Source organism: Arthrobacter sp. TJ-178 (assembly GCF_058269275.1).
Map to the genome: position 1 here is coordinate 752,950 of NZ_JBZCNK010000001.1, position 17,525 is coordinate 770,474.

Here is a 17,525-nt window from a genome sequence, read left to right on the forward strand (position 1 = left end):
CGGCGGCGCTACTGCAGGGTGGCTGTCAGCCGGCAGACATTGTCGATGTAGCGCTGCCAGACGGGCCGACCGATCCATTCGGACAGCAGGAGTTCCCGGGACAGGGAGCGGTAGGTGTCTTCGATGCGCCGCATGTTCTCCACGATGTTCCCGTCGAACATCATGACGGACACTTCCAGGTTCAGGGAGAAGGACCTCATATCCATGTTCGAGGAGCCCAGGACGGCCACCTCGTTGTCAATGGTGAAGTGCTTGGCGTGCAGGACCAGGGGTTTGGGATAGAGGTAGATCCGGATACCGGCACGCAGCAGGGCCTCATAGTAGGAACGCTGGGCGTGGTCCACCAGGAACTGGTCGCCGCGCTCGGACACGAACAGTTCCACCTGCACGCCGCGCTGGGCGGCGGTGGTAATGGCGTACAGCAGCGAATCGTCCGGGACAAAGTACGGGCTGGTAATGGAAATGCGGTCCGACGCTGAATAGATCAGGGACGTGAACAGCCGCAGGTTGTTTTCCGTGCTGAACCCGGGGCCGCTCGGAACCACCTGGCAGGTCACATCGCCGGGCTTGGTCTCCCACTCGTACAGGCTCAGTTCCCGTTCCAGGTTTTCATCTGTTTCGGCGTTCCAGTCGGTGGCAAAGACGACGTTGATCTCATCCACCACCGGTCCTTCAAGGCGGGCCATCAGCTCCACCCATTTGCGGCCAATCTTCTGGTTGTGCGGCTTGCGGTAGGAGGGCTCCACCAGGTTTTGCGACCCGGTGTAGGCCACCCTTCCGTCCACCACCAGGATTTTGCGGTGGTTGCGCAGGTCCGGCCGGCGCCACTGGCCGCGGGCCGGCAGGACGGGCAGCATGCGACGCCACTGGATTTCCGAGCTGCGCAGTTCCTTCAGCAGACTGCGGTACCCGTGCACCCGAAGCGTGCCGATGTGGTCGAACAACAGACGCACCCGCACTCCACGGGCCGCGGCCTCCTTGAGGGCCGCAAAGAACTCCCGGGTCACGTCGTCGTAGCTCATGATGTAGAACTCAACGTGCACGTACTTCCGCGCCCCGCGCACCACTTCGGTCATCTCGCGGATGGACTCGTTGTAGTCCCGCTGCAGATGTACTTCGTTGCCGTCGAGGCTGGGAAAAGAGCCCAGCCGCCGGTTCAGTTCCGTGGCCGAGACCACCCATTCGGGCCCGGAATACGTGCTGCCTTCGGCCTCAAGCTCCCGGGTGTTCTCACGGACTGCACGGTTGATTTGCGCCTGGCGTTTCACCCGGTGCTGGGACAACCGGAAGTTACCGAAGAGCAGGAACAGGATGATGCCCGGAAGCGGCAGAAAAAAGATGCACAGGAGCCAGGCCATGGCGGTAGTGGGCCGACGGTTCCCCGGCACCACTCCCAGCGACACAACGCGGATGACATAATCCAGCACGGTCAATACCGTGGCAATCCACACGGGGAGCGCTGATCCCGTTAAAGCCACCCACACACGACGCTCCTATCAGCAGATTTGTCCTTCCTTAGACTAGTCTGCCGGGACGGCAAACTAGTCTGGGTCCATGACTGTATTGGTATTCCTGGACCCAGAATTCCCCGAAGGCCGGCTGGCGGAGGCAGATGTTCCGCAGCTCAGGGCCACTGACCTCGGCGCCACGCGCGGCGACGGCATCTTTGAATCGATGCTCGCAGTGGACGGAGCCGCCCGCAAAATGGACGCGCATCTGGACCGGATGGCGTCTTCGGCGCAGGCGCTGGACCTTGTTGTGCCGGAGCGGGAAACCTGGGAACGAGCCGTTGCCACTGCCCTGACGGAGCTGACAATCCGGGAGGGAAACGGCGAGGCAGTGGTGAAACTGCTGCTGACGCGCGGCGTGGAAGGAGCGGATTCCCCCACTGCCTGGGTGGCGGCCACCCCCGTTCCGGCCGGAGCCCGGGAGCGCACGGCCGACGGATTGGCGGTCCTGCTGCTGGACCGCGGCTATGACAGCACCCTTGCCGACCGGGCGCCGTGGCTGCTGCTGGGCGCCAAGACCCTGTCCTACGCCGTCAACATGGCTGCCCTGCGGTATGCGAAAGCCAACGGCGCTGACGACGTCATCTTCACCTCCTCGGACGGCAAGGTCCTGGAGGGGCCCACTTCCAGTGTGATCCTGGCGGTGGAAGAAGACGGGCAGAAAATGCTGCTGACGCCCGAGCTGGAGAGCGGGATCCTTCCCGGCACCACGCAGCGCGCGCTCTTTGATGCGGCCGAGGCGGCGGGCTGGGCCCGGGGCTACGGCCCGCTGGAGCCGGTCCACCTGATGGAGGCCGACGCCGTGTGGCTGGTTTCCAGCATCCGGCTGCTGGCCCCGGTTACCTCCATTGACGGCACCCCGATCAGTTCCTCCCCTGCCCTGACGGAAGAGCTGACGGCGCTGCTGCGCGGCGCCCTGTAACCGGGCACGGCTGGGGCCTAGCTGAGGATGAAGTTGAAGCTCCCGGCCGCAACCGCCGCCGTCAGCGCTCCGGCTGCCAGCACCACTCCGTAAAGCGTGACCCAGGCGTCCAAACCGGTAAACACCGAGGTCCGGGCCCAGGTCCTGCCGCCGCTGCCAAAGCCGCGGGCTTCCATGGCCGAAGCCAGGCGGGTGGCGCGGCGCACGGCCTGGACCAGCAGGGCAACCGCCTGGCCGAAGAAGGACCGGATGCGTGTCAGGAGGCCGGAATCGGCGCCCACTCCGCGTGCATGCCGGGCCATGCCCAGGGACTGCCATTCCGAGACCAGCAGCCCCACCAGCCTCATGCCGGCCAGTGCCCCAAGCACAAACCGGTGGGGCAGATGCAGTTTTTGCGCCAGGGCGTCGGCCAGATCGGTGGGGTCGGTGGAAGCGAGCAGATAGATCCCGGGCAGCGCGATTGCCAGGCCCCGCAGCCCGATCGCGATGCCGGCGGCCACCGAATCGGAGGTGAAGAGGACGGGGCCGGCATCCAGCAGCACGGTGCCGATCTTTTCCGCCAGCAGGGCCGTGCCCCAGGCGCCCACCAGCGCGCCGATGAGCAGCGGCCAGATGCGTTTGAGCAGGGTGAGCGGCGCAATCCGCAGCAGCGGAAGCAGGAGAAGTTCCCCGGCCAGGATGATGGTTGAACTGACCCAGTCAACGCTGACCAGCACGGCGAGCGTCACCGCCAGGGCGGCAGCCAGCTTGGAAAGCGGGTTGGCTCGTTCCAGCAGCGTTCCGGCGGGACGGCGGGAGGGATTGCGCAGATCCGCATGTGCCTCGACGGAATTGATGCCTGTTTCCGGCGCACCTGTGTCCGAAGCCCTCATGGACGCATCCCCCTTCCTGCGCGGCTCTTTCCTGCCCGGCTTTGTTCCGCGGGTGCTGCGGTGCCGTCCTGTACGTGCAGCACGTCTCCGCCCAGGGCGGCCAGGAAATCCGCGTCATGCGTTACCGAAACCACCGAGCGGCCCTCAGCCAGCAGAGCGCGGAGCAGATTCACGAGTTCAGCCCAGGTATTGGCGTCCTGTCCGAAGGTGGGCTCATCAAGGAGCAGGATGTCCGGTTCGGTGGCGATCATGGTGGCCACCGAAAGACGGCGCTTTTCCCCGCCCGAGAGCGTGAACGGGTTGGCGTCCAGCAGGGCGGTAAGACGCAGCCGGCCGGCCAGGGTTTCCACGAGTTCCTCAATCGTGGCTTCCGGCATTCCGGCGCGGCGGGGTCCGAATGCCAGTTCACCGCGGACGGTGCCGGTCAGGAACTGATGCTCGGGTTCCTGGAAAACAGTGCCGATCCGGGTTACCAGCTCAGTGGATTTCCAACGGCCCGGGTCCGCTCCGGCGGAACCGGACAACAAAGGTGCCGCCTGCAGGGTGCCGGACACGGGTTTCAGCAGCCCGCCCAGCGTGAGGGCCAGCGTTGACTTGCCCGCCCCGTTGGGGCCGGTGATTCCCAGCGACGTCCCGGCACGCAGCAGCAAATCCACGCCCGCCACAACGGCAGGGGTGCGTTTGCTGCGCCCGGCACCGAGCCCGCTGGCTTCCAGCAGTGCTGCCCCCGGCTCCTGCGGAAGCGGAGCGCTCACGGCAGGCGCGGATCCCGGAAGCCAGACCCCGGCAGCCGTCAGCCGGGTCCGGTGGCCGGGATCGGCCAGCACCTGTGACGGCGGACCGTCGGCGAGTATTCCGCCGTCGGCCGCCAAAACCACCACCCGGTCCACAATGTCCGCCCACACCGCAACCCGGTGTTCCACCACAATCAGCGTTGCGCCGGTGCGCGCCAGCACGCGTTCGACGGCGGCACGGACTTCCGTCACCCCGTCCGGATCAAGGTTGGCTGTGGGCTCGTCGAGCAGCAGCAGGCCCGGCTGCATGGCCAGCACTCCGGCCAGGGCCAGGCGCTGCTTCTGTCCGCCGGAGAGTGCGGCCGTGGAATGGTGCAGCGGCACCCGCAATCCGACGTCGTCCAGGCTTGTCCGCACCCGCTGCCAAATCTCCTGCGGCGGCACCCGGAGGTTTTCCGCGCCGAAGGCAACCTCGTCCCCCACCCGGGAGAGCACCAGCTGGGACTCGGGATCCTGCAGGACCAGGCCGGCCCGGCCGCGGGCCTGCAGCGGAGCAACCCCGTCCAGGGTGAGGCTGCCGTGTTCTTCTCCCGCCGCGTCCGGTCCGGAGCCCTCGCCGAGCACACCGGCCAGGGCATGCAGCAGCGTGGACTTCCCCGCGCCGGAGGCGCCGAGCAGGAGCACCTTTTCGCCCGGTTCAATGTCCAGGGTCAATCCCGAGATCGCGGGGGTGCTGCGTCCGGCATGCCGCCAGCCGTAGTCCCGTGCCCGTACGGTCACGGGGGAAGACACAGGGGACGAAGATGGATTACGAACGGGCATTGGATCCCGCGTCAGCTGCCCGTCCCGAGGCGAACGGAGCCAGGACGCCGGTCCGCGCCAGCGCCCGGGCGGCAAGCCAGGACAACACCCCGGCCAGGACGGCGCCGGAGACAGCGGCGAAGAGCGTGTAAAGCGCCTGCCACTGCAGCGCCCATTCAGGGCGGTAAAGGATGTTCTCGCTGACCCCCAGGAACACTCCGGAGACCAAGCCGGCCAGCATGGCCACGGACAGGGTGTACCGGACATAGAGGAAGGCGAGGAACACCAGCTCCGCGCCCAGCCCCTGGATGAATCCGGACAACAGCACCGAGAGGCCAAACTGGGTTCCGAGCACGCCGGACACCGCAGAGGCGAGAACCTCGCAGTAGATGGCGGCTCCGGGTTTGCGGATGATCAGCGCACCCAGGACTCCGGCTATCAGCCAGCCGCCGGCGTACAGGCCACCGAGCGGGGGAAAGGCCAGGAACACAACTTCCACCCCGTTGTAGGCCAGGGACCAGGCCCAAAAAATGACGCCGACGGCCACTGCGAGCACGGAGGCCACCACAATGTCGACCACGCGCCACGGACGCCGCCACGGTGAGTTCTGCCGGCGGGAAGGTTGTGCCGGGGACATGTTCTGCTGCATGAAAAAACCTCCTGAGGAACAGGAGGGGAGGGATGGCTCACGACGGATTGCCGTGAGATCCCGTGAGATCTCGACTCCCTAGCGCCGGTACTAACCGGATCAGGTTCGAGGGTCTGCGGTTGTCCGCACTCTCAGCGCCTTGGTCCTCCCGCATCGTGCCGAAGCACGGGCGGGGAGGGCGCTCCCCTGTCGTATGTTTTGCGCTTCCCACTCTACACACGGGCAAACCACTTTGGGCGGCCCGGCGGGTAGGGTTAGGGAAACGGCCCCCACAAACTAGGAGCATCCATGAACCTGATCCTGAAACTGCTTGGTACCGGCGCAAGCGTTGGCGCGGGCATTCTGTCCGCCAAAATCCTGGACTTCATCTGGACCAGGGTGACGGGCAACGAACCGCCCCGGGACAAGGACGGAGTGCTGGACGTCAACCTCCGCACCGCGGTGATCTTCGCCGTCGTCTCCGGCGCCGTCAGCCAGGCCATCCGTGTCCTGACCAACCGCGGCACGCAGCGCGCCATCCAGCGTTACCAGAAGACGCCGGACGTCGTCTAAGCAGCAGCACCCTCCACCACAGGGCGCTCAGCCCTCGGGATTTCCTCCCGGGCGGCGGGCGCCCTGTGCTGTGTCCGGCCTCGATCCGGGAAACACTCCGTGATGTGCTTCGGTGGATCCCGTCCGCGGCAGGACGTCATCATCCAGCGAACTTTCCTGGTCCGGGGCCCCGGGATTGTCATCCACCAGCGGGTCTTCCCCTTCTCCGTCATCCCCGGGGCTGTCCGTCCTGGCCTGGATCAGGAGTTCCTGCGCCCGTCCCACAACGTCATCCAGCTCGTCGATGCTGAGCAGCTCCGGGCGCAGGTGCTTTGTCCGGTAACCGGCGCGGCCCACCATGTGGGCGGACACCGGGGCGGTGAGGATCATGAACAGCCAGCACACTCCCAGCACGGGCAGCAGCACCCAGCTTTCAAAGCGGACCGCCATTGCCAGCAGGAACAGCAGCAGTCCCAGCACCTGCGGCTTGGAGGCCGCATGCATGCGGCTCATCAGGTCCGGAAACCGCGTCAGACCGATGGCGGCAGCAAGGGACATCAGTGCCCCGCCCGTCATCAGGATTCCCACGATCAAATCATTCAGTTCCTGGCTCACGGGCTACCTCCGGTCCGTAACAAAGCGGGCAACGGTGACGGAGCCGATGAAGCCAATCAAGGAGATCGAGACCAGCAGCGCCAGATAATCCAGGTTGCGCTCGATGATCATCTCCGTGGCCAGCGCCGCTCCCACAATCGTCAGCAGCACGTCCGCCGCCAGTACCCGGTCCAGGATGGAAGGGCCCCGGGCAATCCGGAAAATGGCGCCGGCAGCCGCGAGGGACAGCATGACGGCCACGAGGACCAGAAAAACGCTCATCATGAGTTTGCTCCCTTTGACGACTCGGCCTGTCCGGTGCGGAGGGCACTGCCCCGGCGGGCCAGCGCCTTTTCCGCTTTCAGCACCTCAAGATCCTCACGGGTTCCGATGGAACGGATCAGCCACGATTCGGTGTCCCGCACATCTTTGCGCACCTTGTCCGCCTGCTCGGGAGTGGAAACATTCAGGCAGTGCAGGTACAGGGTGGAGGTGGACCGGTCCACCTCCACCACCAGCGATCCGGGGATCAGGGAGAGCGCGTGTCCGGTGGCAGTGACCAGCAGGTCCGAGTGGCTGCGCAGCTTCACGCCGACCACGGCATTCTTGATCTTCGGGCCCTTGGCAATGGCCAGCCACAGCACCTCGAAACTGGCGTGAACCAGCTTGTAGAAGAACCGGACGGCGAAGCCCAGGGCGTAGAGCGGGTTGAAGCGTCCGCTCAGATCCACCGGGGGAAGATAGAAGATATTCGCCACCACAAAGGCGATGACAGCGCCGAAGATCAGGTTGCCGGCACTGAAGTCCTGCCAGAGGGCTCCCCACAGGAAGACCAGCCAGACCAGCAGCGGGATTTCTTTGAGCAGCGGTACGCGCGGACGGTTGCGCATCTGGGCTCTGCGGGTCATTGTCCGGCCCCCTCTCCCAGCACGGCTTCAATGTAGGGCGTTCGGTCCAGCAGATCCTGAGCGGCGTTGTCGCTCAGCGAGAACAGCGGCCCGGCCAGGACGGTCAGTGCGACGCCGAGGGCCACCAGTCCCACGGTGGGATAAACCATGGTGCGCGGCAGCAGGTCCACTGCTTCGCGGCCGGAGAATTTTCCGGTGGACTTCTCGTTCACCTCGCCGGAGTGCCGCAGCGATGACCCGTCCGCGCCGGTGGCCAGCAGGATCGGGTCCGGATGGACGGCGTCCTCCGGTGTGCGCCAGAAGGCACGGTTCCAGACCCGTGCCATCACCAGCAGCGTCAGGAGGCTGGTCACCACGCTGGCCGCCATCAGGACGTAGGCCAGCGGAGTTCCCAGGTCCGCGCCGGCTTCCAAAAGGCCCAGCTTGCCCAGGAATCCCGAGAAGGGCGGGATCCCGCCAAGGTTGATGGCGGGGATGAAGTAGAGCACGGCCAGCAGCGGGGACAGCTTCGCCAGCCCGCCCAGCCGGTCCATGTTCGCCGTGCCGCCGCGGCGCTCGATCAGCCCCGTGACAAGGAACAGTGAGGTCTGGATCGTAATGTGGTGGACCACGTAGAACACTGCAGAGCCAATGCCGATCACCGTGCCGACCGCCAGGCCAAACACCATGTACCCGATGTGGCTGACGAGGGTGAAGGACAGCATTCGTTTGATGTCGGTCTGCGCCAGGGCGCCGAGGATACCCACCACCATGGTCAGGCCGGCCACCACCATCAACAGTGTGTTGATCCGGTCGCCCGGGAACAGCAGCGTCTCGGTGCGGACCATGGCGTAAACGCCCACCTTGGTCAGCAGTCCGGCGAACACTGCCGTGACCGGCGCCGGAGCGGTGGGATAGGAGTCGGGAAGCCAGAAGGACAGCGGGAACACAGCCGCCTTGATACCGAACGCCACCAGCAGCATGAGGTGGAGCATCAGCTGGGTTCCGGGATCCAGGTCGCCCAGCTTCAGCGCCAGATCGGCCATGTTCACCGTGCCGGTGGCCGCGTAGATCATGGCGATCGTGATCAGGAACAGCAGCGAAGACACCACGCTGACCACCGTGTAGGTGATGCCGGCCCGGATCCGCGGCGTGGTTCCGCCCAGGGTCATCAGCACGTAGCTTGCCGTGAGCAGAATTTCGAAGCCCACGTACAGGTTGAACAGGTCCCCGGCAAGGAAGGCGTTGGACACGCCCGCCACCAGGATCAGGTAGGTCGGATGGAAGATCGAGATCGGGCCGTCTTCATCGCCGTCGGTCATGCCCTGGCCGGCAGCGTAGATCAGGACCGCCAGGCTCACGGCGGAGGACACCACCAGCATCAGGGCGGAGAACTGGTCCACCACCATGGTGATGCCCACCGGCGGAATCCAGCCGCCCAGGTCCACGGCCTGCGCTCCGCTGTCCCAGACGGAAAACAGCAGGATCACTTCAAGGATCAGCGTGACTGACAGGATGCTGATGCTGATGGTGCGCTGGGCGCGGGTGTGCCGGATCAGGATGAAGGCCAGCGCCGCACCAAGGAACGGCAGGACCACCGCCAGCGGGGCCAAACTTATCGTGTTCATTCCTTAGCCTCCGGGCTGGTGGTCTGACCGGTGGCGCGCAGGGATCCCGGCGCCTCCTCAGCCTCTTCGGGCGGGGTGAATTCGGTGGTGTCTTCGGGGACGTCGGCGTCGTCTTCCGCGTCGAAGCTGCTCTGGCTGGCCACGCGGCGGTCTTCGATGTCGTCCTGGACCTCGTCCTGCCGGCTCAGCACCCAGGACCGGTAGATGATGCCCAGCATGAAGGCCGTCACGGAGAAGGAGATGACGATGGACGTCAGAATGAACGCCTGCGGCAGCGGATCGTTGTAGTCCTCCGCCGGAATGTCCGCGCTGAACAGCGGGGCCAGGCCCTGGAATCCGCCGGTGGAGAGCAGCAGGATGTTCGTGGCGTTGGTGAGCATGGTCAGCCCCAGCACCACGCGGGTCAGGCTGCGTTCCAGGAGCAGGTAAATGCCGCAGGCGTACAGCGCTCCCATGATGATCATGAAGGTGATGTTGACGCTCATCGGGCTACCTCCTCCTCTCGGCTGGCAATTTCCGGTTCGGGCTCAATCAGTTCCTCGTCATCGGCGGACCCGCCTTCGCTGCGTTCATCGATCTCCGACCCCAAGCTGCGCAGTACGTCCAGGACCAGCCCCACCACCACCATGTAGACACCAATGTCGAAGATCGTGGAGGTCACAAACTTGACCTCGCCGAAGATCGGCCAGGTGAACTTGATGATCGCGCTCTGCAGGATCTGGCCGCCGAAGAACAGCGGAGCGGCAGCGGAGAGGCTGGCCAGGCCCAGACCGCCGCCCAGGAGCAGCCCGGCGCTGACCGGGCTGGCTTCGGCCAGTTCAAACCGGCCGCCGGCAAGGTAGCGGATGGTCAGGGCAAGTCCGGCCATGAGTCCGCCGGCGAAACCGCCGCCGGGGATGTTGTGACCGGCCAGCAGCAGGTAAATGGAGAACAGGATCACGGAGTGGAACAGCAGGCGCGTGATCACTTCAAAGATAATGGAGCGCCGTTCCGGTGCCAGGGTCCGTCCGGCCACCAGCCACGCGTCGCGGCTCACGCTGGAGAACTTGCGGGCCAGCGCCAGGGTTGCTTCCTGGCGGCCGGAGGACGCAAAGTTCTCGCGTCCCCGGTCCACGGATCCGGTGGCAACGCCCTCGGCACGGCGGCGCTTGTCTCCGCGGCCGCGGACGAAGATCAGCGATGCCACACCCGTGGCGGCCATGGCCAGCACTGAAATCTCTCCGAAGGTGTCCCAGGCGCGGATGTCCACCAGCGTGACGTTGACAATGTTGGCGCCGCCCCCGCCCTCATAGGCGAGATCCGGGAAGAGCAGGGAGATGGGCTCGGCAACACGGGAGGCCATGGCTGTCATGGCGATGATCACCATGGTGGCGCCGAAGGCGATCCCCAGGAGGGCGCGCAGCAGCCGGTGTCCGGCGGGCTCGCGCTTCCACAGCCGCGCCGGCAGCGAACGCAGTGCCAGCACGAAGGCCACCAGCACAATGGTTTCCACCAGCATCTGTGTCAGGGCCAGGTCCGGCGCACCCTGCAGGGCAAAGATCAGGGCGATTCCGTAGCCGGTGACGCTCACCATCAGCACGGCCAGGAAGCGTTTGTTGGCCCGGGCCGCCGCGACGGCGCCGAGGATGATGCCCACTCCGATCACGGGCTGCAGCGGAGAATCAAACCAGTGGAACTGCTCCGGCAGCGGGGCACCTCGCCACACCAGGGCGGACAGCGGCGTCACGACCGCCACCAGCAGGATGACGAAGAGGTAGAACATCAGGGAACCGCGCTGCGTGCGGCCGGTGACCCACACCGCCACGTCGTCCAGCACGCCGATAATCTGGCGGTAGGAGCGCTCGGCATCCAGCGGGGCGGTGAACCGCGCCTGGGCTTTTTCCACCCGTCCGCGCTGCCAGAACAGCAGGACTCCGGCGCCGATGGTGATGACTGTCAGCAGCAGCGCCGCCGTAAAGCCGTGCCACAGCGCCAGGTGCGTGGGGTCGCCGTCGGCCGGGTACAGGTCCGCATAGGAGGCAATGGCGGCGTCGAGCGGGTGCGGCCACAGTCCGAAGATTACGGTCACCACGGCCAATACGGCGGGCGCTGCGATGAAGGCGCCGGGAACCCGCTTAAAGGGGGTGGGCTGGCAGCCGGGCTTGACCGCGAAGCCTCCCCACACGAAACGGGCCGAGTAGGCAAAAGTCAGGATGGAACCAACGACGACGCCGGCCAGCAGCACGACTGCGCCCGCGGTTCCCTGGTGCTCGGCGAAGTGGACAAAGGTCTCATAGACCGATTCCTTGGCCACGAATCCCAGGAGCGGCGGCACCCCGGCCATGGAGGCGGCACCGATCAGGGCCACCGCAAAGAGCTGGGGCGAGGAGCGGAAGATCCCGGACAGCTTGCGGATGTCGCGGGTACCTGCCTGATGGTCCACGATGCCCACCACGAGGAACAGCGTTGCCTTGAAGAAGCCGTGGGCCAGCAGCAGTCCCAAACCGGCCACCGCGGCTTCGCGGTTGCCCAGGCCCACTACGAGGGTCAGGAAGCCGAGCTGGCTGACGGTTCCGTAGGCAAGAATCAGCTTCAGGTCGTACTGGCGCAGGGCGCGCCATCCGCCCAGCAGCATGGTGGACAGCCCCAGGACCAGTACGACGGCGTGCCAGTAGGTGGAGTCGGAAAAGCCCGGTGCCAGCCGCGCAACGAGGTAGATGCCGGCCTTGACCATGGCTGCGGCGTGCAGATAGGCGCTGACCGGGGTGGGTGCGGCCATGGCCGCGGGCAGCCAGAAATGGAACGGCAGCAGCGCGGACTTGGAGACCGCGCCAACGAGCATCAGCACAATGGCCACGTCCACTATGGCGCCGCGCTCCAGCAGCTGCGGAGCCATGGCCAGAATCTCGGAAAGCCGGAAGGTTCCGGCGGCGTCGCCCAAGAGCACCATGCCCACGAGCATCGCCAGTCCGCCGAAGGTGGTGATAATCAGCGCCTGCAGTGCGGCCCGCCGGGCCGAAAGGCGGTGGGCCGAATACCCGATCAGCAGGTAGGACAGGACGGTGGTGATTTCCCAGAAGATGAACAGCAGGATCAGGTCATCTGCCGTCACAAGGCCGAACATCGCCGCCGCGAACGCCAGCAGCTGGGAACCGAAGGCGCCCATCTGGGTGTCACCGGGGCGGAAGTACCGCGCACAGTAGAACAGCACCAGCGAGCCGACGCCGAGGATGAGGATGGACAGAACCGCGGACAGCGTGTCCATCCGGAACGCGAGCTCAACTTTGAGGTCGGGAATCCAGGGGATCACTACGGACGGCGGGGCGTTGGGAGCGCCCGAGGCTACCATTTGGCTGGCTGCTGTGTAGCGGTGGAACGTGGCCAGCAGCCAAACAAAGGCGGCAGCGGGGACGGCAGCCAGGACGTAAAACGCCGACCGGCCGATCCTGCGGAACAATAAGGGCGCCACCAATGCCACCGTAAACAAAACGGTGAGCACAATCAGCACTAGATCTCCCGAGCTTTATTGACAGTCTTCCAGCGGTGAATTCAGCTGTAGTTATCAAGGTGGTGGTCAGAGGGCGTACGTCTATTCTACCCATGGCATACACCCGCAAAATTTCGTACACCCCTCGGCAGGCATCGCGGAACCGCCGACGGGCGGCCGATCGCACGGCATCAGGCAGGTCGGAAGGACATGCCGGAGCAGCCAAAAAGACGATGTGGCTCCGGACACCTATAGCATTCGGCTATGGTCTCCACCACTCGATTGACCGGCCCGGCTTCCGGCACCGCCGCACAACGCATCCGCATTCGTCAGGTCCTGGCGTGGGCATCCTGGGACTGGGGCACTGCTGCCTTCAACGCCGTGATGACCACCTTCGTCTTCACGGTCTACCTCACCTCGGACAGCTTCGGGGGTGAAGCCCACGCCTCCTCCGTGCTGGGTTACGGCATTGCGCTGGCTGGAGTGGCAGTTGCAGTGCTGGCACCGGTCATGGGGCAGCGCTCGGATGCCGGCGGCCGGCGCCGGACCTGGCTGGGCATCAACACGGCCCTGGTGTGCCTGGTCACTGCCCTGTGCTTCTTCGTCTTTCCGCGGCCGGAGTTCCTGCTGCTGGGTGTGGCGCTGATCGCGCTGGGCAACGTCTTCAGCGAATTCGCCGGCGTGAACTACAACGCCATGCTGTCCCAGATTTCGACGCCGGCAACAGTCGGCAGGATCAGCGGATTTGGCTGGGGCATGGGCTATGTCGGCGGGATCGCCGCCCTTTCCATGGTGCTGGTGGGATTCATCAACCCCGAGACGGGGTGGTTCGGCGTGACCTCCGAGGACGGCTTGAACATCCGCGCCGTAGCCGTGTTCTCGGCCGTTTGGCTGGCCGTGTTTGCGCTGCCCGTGATGTTCGCCGTTCCCGAGGTGTCCCGCCGGGAACGTGCCGCAGGCATTGGCTTCCTCGCCTCTTACGGACTGCTGTTCCGCCGCATCAAGGCCATTTACAAAACCAGTCCGCACACCATCTGGTTCCTGCTGGCCAGTGCCGTGTTCCGCGACGGGCTGGCCGCAGTCTTTACCTTCGGCGGGGTCATTGCCGGCGGAACGTTCGACTGGGCCATCTCCGAGGTCATCATCTTTGCCATTTTCGGCAATGTGGTGGCGGCGGTCGGCGCCATCGCGGGCGGAGTCCTCGATGACCGGGTCGGGCCCAAGAACGTCATCATCTTCTCGCTGGTCGGCCTGCTGATCTCCGGCGGAGTGATTGCGCTGCTCGGTCCCGAGCCGCAGAGCATGCTCGGACTGCAGTGGAGCGGGGACACGACGTTCTGGATCTTCGGGCTCCTGCTGTGCCTGTTTGTCGGTCCCGCGCAGTCAGCCTCCCGCGCGTTCCTGGCCAGGCTGGCCCCGGAGGGCCAGGAAGCGGAATTTTTTGGACTCTACGCCACAACGGGACGGGCCGTAAGTTTCCTGGCGCCCAGCCTGTTCGCCGCATTCATTACCATTTTCGGCGCCCAGCGGTACGGCATCCTCGGCATTCTGGCGGTTCTGCTGGCGGGCCTGCTGGTACTGCTGCCGGTCCGATCCCCCGGCCGTGCGCCGCGCGCCGTGGTCCCGGAGGTTTAGACCGAGGTGCGGTGGAAGTTCAGGTGGCTGCGCGACGCCGTCGGCCCGCGCTGTCCCTGATAGCGGTTGCCGTACTGCCCTGAACCGTAGGCGTATTCCGCCGGCGAGGTGAGGCGGAAGAAGCACAGCTGGCCGATCTTGGAACCGGGCCACAGCTTGATCGGCAGCGTTGCCATGTTGGAGAGCTCAAGGGTGACGTGCCCGGAAAAGCCGGGGTCGATGAAACCTGCGGTGGAGTGCGTCAGCAGCCCGAGCCGTCCCAGCGAGGACTTGCCTTCAAGCCGGGCAGCGATGTCATCGGGAAGCGTAACAGTTTCGTAGGTGGAGCCCAGGACAAATTCTCCCGGGTGGAGGATGAACGGCTCATCCGGATCCACTTCCACGAGCCGGGTCAGCTCCGGCTGGTCCATCGAGGGATCAATGTGCGCGTACTTGTGGTTGTCGAAGAGCCGGAAGAACCGGTCGATGCGCACGTCCACGCTGGACGGCTGGACCATCGAGGGATCATAGGGATCGAGGACGATCCGCTGGTCGGCAATTTCGGTTCGGATGTCGCGGTCAGAAATCAGCACCCTCTAAAAATAGCGCATGACGGCGCAGCCCTTTTCCGGCGCGGATCAGCGGCCGATCTCCGTCCTGACCGCATAAAGCTCAGGAAAAAACGTCAGTTCAAGTGCCCGCTGGAGGAATGACGCCCCGGAGGATCCGCCCGTTCCCCGCTTGAATCCAATGGTCCGCTCTACGGTCTTGAGATGGCGGAAGCGCCAAAGCTGGAAGTTGTCTTCCAGATCCACCAGCTCTTCGCAGGCCTCGTAGATGTCCCAGTTCTCCGCGGCGTTCTCATAAACGTGTTGGTAAACACGCATCAGGGCCTCGTTGGGCACGTGCGACTGGCTCACGTCCCGCTCCAGCAGTTCTTCAGGCACGGCGTATCCGCGCCGGTGCAGGAGAAAAATGAACTCGTCATAGATGCTGCTGCGTTCCAGCAGTTCGGTCAGCAGTGCCTGTGCGGCCGGGTCCGCTGCGAAGACCTTCAGCATGGCCGCATTCTTGTTGCCCAGCAGAAACTCCACGGCGCGGTACTGGTAGGACTGGAAGCCGCTGGATGCCCCCAGGTCCCCGCGGAACTCCGCATATTCCGACGGCGTCAGCGTGGCCAGCACGGACCACTGCTCGGTCAGCGAGCGCTGGATGTGCTTGATCCGGGCAATGCCCTTCATTGCCCCGCGCAAATCATCAGCGGCCAGCTTGCTCCGCACGGCCCGCAACTCGTGCAGGACCAGCTTCAGCCACAGCTCGGAGGTCTGGTGCTGAATGATGAAAAGCATCTCATCGTGGTGCTCGGGGCTGCTCACCGGATGCTGGGCGGCCAGCAGATCATCCAGTGCCAGATAGGAGCCGTAGCTCATTTTGTCGGTGAAGTCCCGCTCGATGCCTGGCTCCAGGCTGCGGGTGTTCCTGCTGATGCTCATCGGATGCTCCATGCTGCTGGGATGGTCGGCCAGCTCCTACGGTAGCTTGTTCCACCCCCGGCCCCCTGTGCCAGACTTTAAGGCTACGACTGTGGCCGAAACCAATATCCAAGGAGATACCCGTGGCAGAAAACATGGCAGAGAATACGGACAACACCGACGGCGGTGTATCCGGGCCGGAAGCTACCCTGCCCGGCTCGGCGCAGTATTCGGACCCCGCAGGCGCAGCTGCACTGGAAGAAGCCATCACCGCAGGCCAGGAAGGGCGCATCAGCAGCCAGGAACTGGTTGCCCGCATCTGCGAGTCGGAGCTCCTGAGCGTGGGCCGGCTCCTGGACGATGCGGATCCCGCTTCCTTCCAGGCACTGGTCCTGAAATCTCCGGAAAGCGACTCGGCCGTGGCCGCCACCTTCACCAGCGCTGAGCGGGTGCCGCCGCAGATCCGCGAAAAGGCGCCGGTTATGGTCAAGGCCGGCGGCGAGGCAACACTGCGGAGCATCGCCGAGGGCTACGGGCTGGCCATCAATCCCGGCAGCAGTGTGGGTCTGGAAATGGGTCCCGAAGGCGTAGCGGCCATTGTTGCCGCCTATGACCAGGCGGCGGCCAATCAGGCAGCCGCCAGCGAGCGGCCGCAGGCGCAGTAACGTCCCGTTCGGCCCTCCTCCCTTGCGCTGTCAGAGGAGGGCCCTAGGCTGGGGCCATTGGTGCAGCAACCCGCCCATGGAACACCATGGACCGGAGCCCCACGGATCCCGGTACCCGGACCTCGGAGGACAGCATGACCTGTTCAATCGTTCCCCCTTACCTTCTGTCCCGCATTGTCGAGCATCAGCAGACGGACGGCTTCGGCCGGGCTGCGGAAGCAGCCCGGCGCGCACTGGCTGAGATTCCTCCGGTCCGGCAGGCCAGGGCCTCTGCCCGGCAGGCTCCGCCGCCGCAGCGGGACACTGCGGTGGTGCCCTCCCTTCGGCGGCAGGTTTCCGATGCCAAGCAGAGCGAGACGCTGCCGGGCGTCCTGGTCCGGTCCGAAGGAGACGAGCCCACCCGGGATGAAGCAGTGGACGAAGCCTACGAGGGCCTCGGCGCTGCGCACGCGCTCTTCCGTGACGCTTACGGCCGCCCCTCCCTCGACGGCGCCGGTTCAGCGCTGGCGGCCACCGTCCATTACGGCCGCGACTATGACAACGCGTTCTGGAACGGTGAGCGCATGGTCTGCGGCGACGGCGACGGCGAGGTTTTCCTGCGGTTCACCAAGTCCCTGACGGTGATTGGGCATGAACTCACGCACGGGCTGATCCAGTACACGGCCCGGTTGGATTATCAGGGGCAGGCCGGGGCGCTCAATGAGTCCGTTTCCGATGTCTTCGGCGTCCTGGTGGAACAGAAGCTCCTGCACCAGGAGGCGGCGCGTGCCACCTGGCTGGTGGGTGCGGGCCTGTTCACTGACCGGGTGTCAGGCTCGGCGCTGCGCTCCCTCAAGGCTCCCGGCACGGCGTACGACGACGACGTGCTCGGCAAGGATCCGCAGCCGGCCACCATGGCCGGGTACGTAGAGACTGCGGCGGACAACGGCGGAGTCCACCTCAACTCGGGCATCCCCAACCACGCCTTCTATCTGGCGGCCACCACCCTGGGCAACTTCGCTTGGGAGCGGGCCGGGCAAATCTGGTATGACGCCCTTACCGAGCAGAACCTTCCGGCGGACTGCACGTTTACCCGGTTCGCCGCCGCTACGCTCTCCGCTGCCGACAAACGCTACGGATCCGCAGGTGCCGAGTACGGCGCGGTGTCGGATGCCTGGGAAGCAGTGGGCGTTCTGCCGTGAG

At 65.4% G+C, this 17,525-nt stretch carries 17 protein-coding genes and 1 riboswitch; of the genes, 5 read left to right on the forward strand and 12 right to left on the reverse strand.

The window, feature by feature from the left end:
• Positions 1-8: 8 nt before the first annotated feature.
• Entirely contained in the window at positions 9-1,484 is a 1,476-nt protein-coding gene (gene cls, locus AC4D2Q_RS03530) for a cardiolipin synthase (protein WP_490944989.1), read from the reverse strand.
• Between the two features lie 70 nt (positions 1,485-1,554).
• On the opposite strand from cls, the gene AC4D2Q_RS03535 reads away from it, so the two are divergent.
• On the forward strand, positions 1,555-2,430 hold the full coding sequence (locus AC4D2Q_RS03535) for an aminodeoxychorismate lyase (RefSeq protein WP_490944992.1): 876 nt from the start codon (positions 1,555-1,557) through the stop codon (positions 2,428-2,430).
• A 17-nt stretch (positions 2,431-2,447) separates the two neighbouring features.
• Here the strand turns inward: AC4D2Q_RS03535 and AC4D2Q_RS03540 are convergent, their stop codons facing one another.
• The 3 genes from AC4D2Q_RS03540 to AC4D2Q_RS03550 are packed head-to-tail and all read right to left on the reverse strand — an operon-like array spanning position 2,448 to position 5,486.
• Positions 2,448-3,302 (reverse strand): energy-coupling factor transporter transmembrane component T family protein, encoded by an 855-nt coding sequence (locus tag AC4D2Q_RS03540; protein WP_490944994.1) that lies wholly within the window; start codon positions 3,300-3,302, stop codon positions 2,448-2,450.
• Positions 3,299-4,858, reverse strand: a complete 1,560-nt coding sequence (locus AC4D2Q_RS03545; RefSeq protein WP_490944997.1) for an ABC transporter ATP-binding protein — start codon at positions 4,856-4,858, stop codon at positions 3,299-3,301. The genes AC4D2Q_RS03540 and AC4D2Q_RS03545 overlap by 4 nt, the downstream gene beginning before the upstream one ends.
• Positions 4,845-5,486 (reverse strand): ECF transporter S component, encoded by a 642-nt coding sequence (locus AC4D2Q_RS03550; protein WP_490944999.1) that lies wholly within the window; start codon positions 5,484-5,486, stop codon positions 4,845-4,847. The genes AC4D2Q_RS03545 and AC4D2Q_RS03550 overlap by 14 nt, the downstream gene beginning before the upstream one ends.
• A 58-nt stretch (positions 5,487-5,544) precedes the next feature.
• A riboswitch (TPP riboswitch) is annotated at positions 5,545-5,684 on the reverse strand.
• 90 nt (positions 5,685-5,774) lie between these two features.
• Between AC4D2Q_RS03550 and AC4D2Q_RS03555 the strand changes: the two genes are divergently transcribed.
• On the forward strand, positions 5,775-6,038 hold the full coding sequence (locus tag AC4D2Q_RS03555) for a DUF4235 domain-containing protein (protein WP_490926175.1): 264 nt from the start codon (positions 5,775-5,777) through the stop codon (positions 6,036-6,038).
• 27 nt (positions 6,039-6,065) lie between these two features.
• Here AC4D2Q_RS03555 and mnhG read toward each other — a convergent pair whose 3' ends face one another.
• The 6 genes from mnhG to AC4D2Q_RS03585 are packed head-to-tail and all read right to left on the reverse strand — an operon-like array spanning position 6,066 to position 12,613.
• Positions 6,066-6,632, reverse strand: coding sequence for a monovalent cation/H(+) antiporter subunit G (mnhG, locus tag AC4D2Q_RS03560; protein ID WP_490945001.1), 567 nt, complete (start codon positions 6,630-6,632; stop codon positions 6,066-6,068).
• A gap of 3 nt (positions 6,633-6,635) precedes the next feature.
• Positions 6,636-6,896, reverse strand: coding sequence for an MrpF/PhaF family protein (locus AC4D2Q_RS03565; protein ID WP_490926174.1), 261 nt, complete (start codon positions 6,894-6,896; stop codon positions 6,636-6,638).
• Positions 6,893-7,519: a Na+/H+ antiporter subunit E gene (locus AC4D2Q_RS03570; RefSeq protein WP_490926173.1), complete on the reverse strand. Its 627-nt coding sequence runs from the start codon at positions 7,517-7,519 to the stop codon at positions 6,893-6,895. Before AC4D2Q_RS03570 ends, AC4D2Q_RS03565 begins: the two co-directional genes overlap by 4 nt.
• Entirely contained in the window at positions 7,516-9,126 is a 1,611-nt protein-coding gene (locus AC4D2Q_RS03575) for a Na+/H+ antiporter subunit D (RefSeq protein WP_490945006.1), read from the reverse strand. Before AC4D2Q_RS03575 ends, AC4D2Q_RS03570 begins: the two co-directional genes overlap by 4 nt.
• Positions 9,123-9,611 carry a Na(+)/H(+) antiporter subunit C gene (locus tag AC4D2Q_RS03580; protein WP_490926170.1) on the reverse strand — a complete coding sequence of 163 codons (489 nt, stop codon included), beginning with the start codon at positions 9,609-9,611 and terminating at the stop codon, positions 9,123-9,125. The genes AC4D2Q_RS03575 and AC4D2Q_RS03580 overlap by 4 nt, the downstream gene beginning before the upstream one ends.
• Positions 9,608-12,613: a Na+/H+ antiporter subunit A gene (locus AC4D2Q_RS03585; protein ID WP_490945009.1), complete on the reverse strand. Its 3,006-nt coding sequence runs from the start codon at positions 12,611-12,613 to the stop codon at positions 9,608-9,610. Before AC4D2Q_RS03585 ends, AC4D2Q_RS03580 begins: the two co-directional genes overlap by 4 nt.
• 243 nt (positions 12,614-12,856) lie before the next feature.
• On the opposite strand from AC4D2Q_RS03585, the gene AC4D2Q_RS03590 reads away from it, so the two are divergent.
• Positions 12,857-14,227 (forward strand): MFS transporter, encoded by a 1,371-nt coding sequence (locus AC4D2Q_RS03590; protein ID WP_490945014.1) that lies wholly within the window; start codon positions 12,857-12,859, stop codon positions 14,225-14,227.
• On the opposite strand, the gene dcd is transcribed toward AC4D2Q_RS03590, so the two are convergent.
• Both dcd and kynA read right to left on the reverse strand, forming a co-directional pair.
• Positions 14,224-14,799: a dCTP deaminase gene (gene dcd / locus AC4D2Q_RS03595; RefSeq protein WP_490926166.1), complete on the reverse strand. Its 576-nt coding sequence runs from the start codon at positions 14,797-14,799 to the stop codon at positions 14,224-14,226. The two genes, AC4D2Q_RS03590 and dcd, sit on opposite strands and share 4 nt — an antisense overlap.
• Before the next feature lie 45 nt (positions 14,800-14,844).
• The gene (gene kynA / locus AC4D2Q_RS03600) at positions 14,845-15,699 is read right to left on the reverse strand and encodes a tryptophan 2,3-dioxygenase (RefSeq protein ID WP_490945017.1); all 855 of its coding nucleotides are present in this window, start codon (positions 15,697-15,699) and stop codon (positions 14,845-14,847) included.
• Positions 15,700-15,821: 122 nt separating this feature from the next.
• On the opposite strand from kynA, the gene AC4D2Q_RS03605 reads away from it, so the two are divergent.
• Both AC4D2Q_RS03605 and AC4D2Q_RS03610 read left to right on the forward strand, forming a co-directional pair.
• On the forward strand, positions 15,822-16,343 hold the full coding sequence (locus AC4D2Q_RS03605) for an SseB family protein (protein ID WP_490945019.1): 522 nt from the start codon (positions 15,822-15,824) through the stop codon (positions 16,341-16,343).
• Positions 16,344-16,477: 134 nt separating this feature from the next.
• The gene (locus AC4D2Q_RS03610; RefSeq protein WP_490945021.1) at positions 16,478-17,524 is read left to right on the forward strand and encodes a M4 family metallopeptidase; all 1,047 of its coding nucleotides are present in this window, start codon (positions 16,478-16,480) and stop codon (positions 17,522-17,524) included.
• Position 17,525: the final 1 nt, after the last annotated feature.

Bases quoted from the DNA above. Each gene is read 5' to 3' on its own strand.
- AC4D2Q_RS03535 (WP_490944992.1), top strand. From the start codon at position 1,555: ATGACTGTATTGGTATTCCTGGACCCAGAATTCCCCGAAGGCCGGCTG.
- AC4D2Q_RS03540 (WP_490944994.1), bottom strand. From the start codon at position 3,302: ATGAGGGCTTCGGACACAGGTGCGCCGGAAACAGGCATCAATTCCGTC.
- AC4D2Q_RS03545 (WP_490944997.1), bottom strand. From the start codon at position 4,858: ATGCCCGTTCGTAATCCATCTTCGTCCCCTGTGTCTTCCCCCGTGACC.
- AC4D2Q_RS03550 (WP_490944999.1), bottom strand. From the start codon at position 5,486: ATGCAGCAGAACATGTCCCCGGCACAACCTTCCCGCCGGCAGAACTCA.
- AC4D2Q_RS03555 (WP_490926175.1), top strand. From the start codon at position 5,775: ATGAACCTGATCCTGAAACTGCTTGGTACCGGCGCAAGCGTTGGCGCG.
- AC4D2Q_RS03565 (WP_490926174.1), bottom strand. From the start codon at position 6,896: ATGATGAGCGTTTTTCTGGTCCTCGTGGCCGTCATGCTGTCCCTCGCG.
- AC4D2Q_RS03570 (WP_490926173.1), bottom strand. From the start codon at position 7,519: ATGACCCGCAGAGCCCAGATGCGCAACCGTCCGCGCGTACCGCTGCTC.
- AC4D2Q_RS03575 (WP_490945006.1), bottom strand. From the start codon at position 9,126: ATGAACACGATAAGTTTGGCCCCGCTGGCGGTGGTCCTGCCGTTCCTT.
- AC4D2Q_RS03580 (WP_490926170.1), bottom strand. From the start codon at position 9,611: ATGAGCGTCAACATCACCTTCATGATCATCATGGGAGCGCTGTACGCC.
- AC4D2Q_RS03590 (WP_490945014.1), top strand. From the start codon at position 12,857: ATGGTCTCCACCACTCGATTGACCGGCCCGGCTTCCGGCACCGCCGCA.
- kynA (WP_490945017.1), bottom strand. From the start codon at position 15,699: ATGAGCATCAGCAGGAACACCCGCAGCCTGGAGCCAGGCATCGAGCGG.
- AC4D2Q_RS03610 (WP_490945021.1), top strand. From the start codon at position 16,478: ATGACCTGTTCAATCGTTCCCCCTTACCTTCTGTCCCGCATTGTCGAG.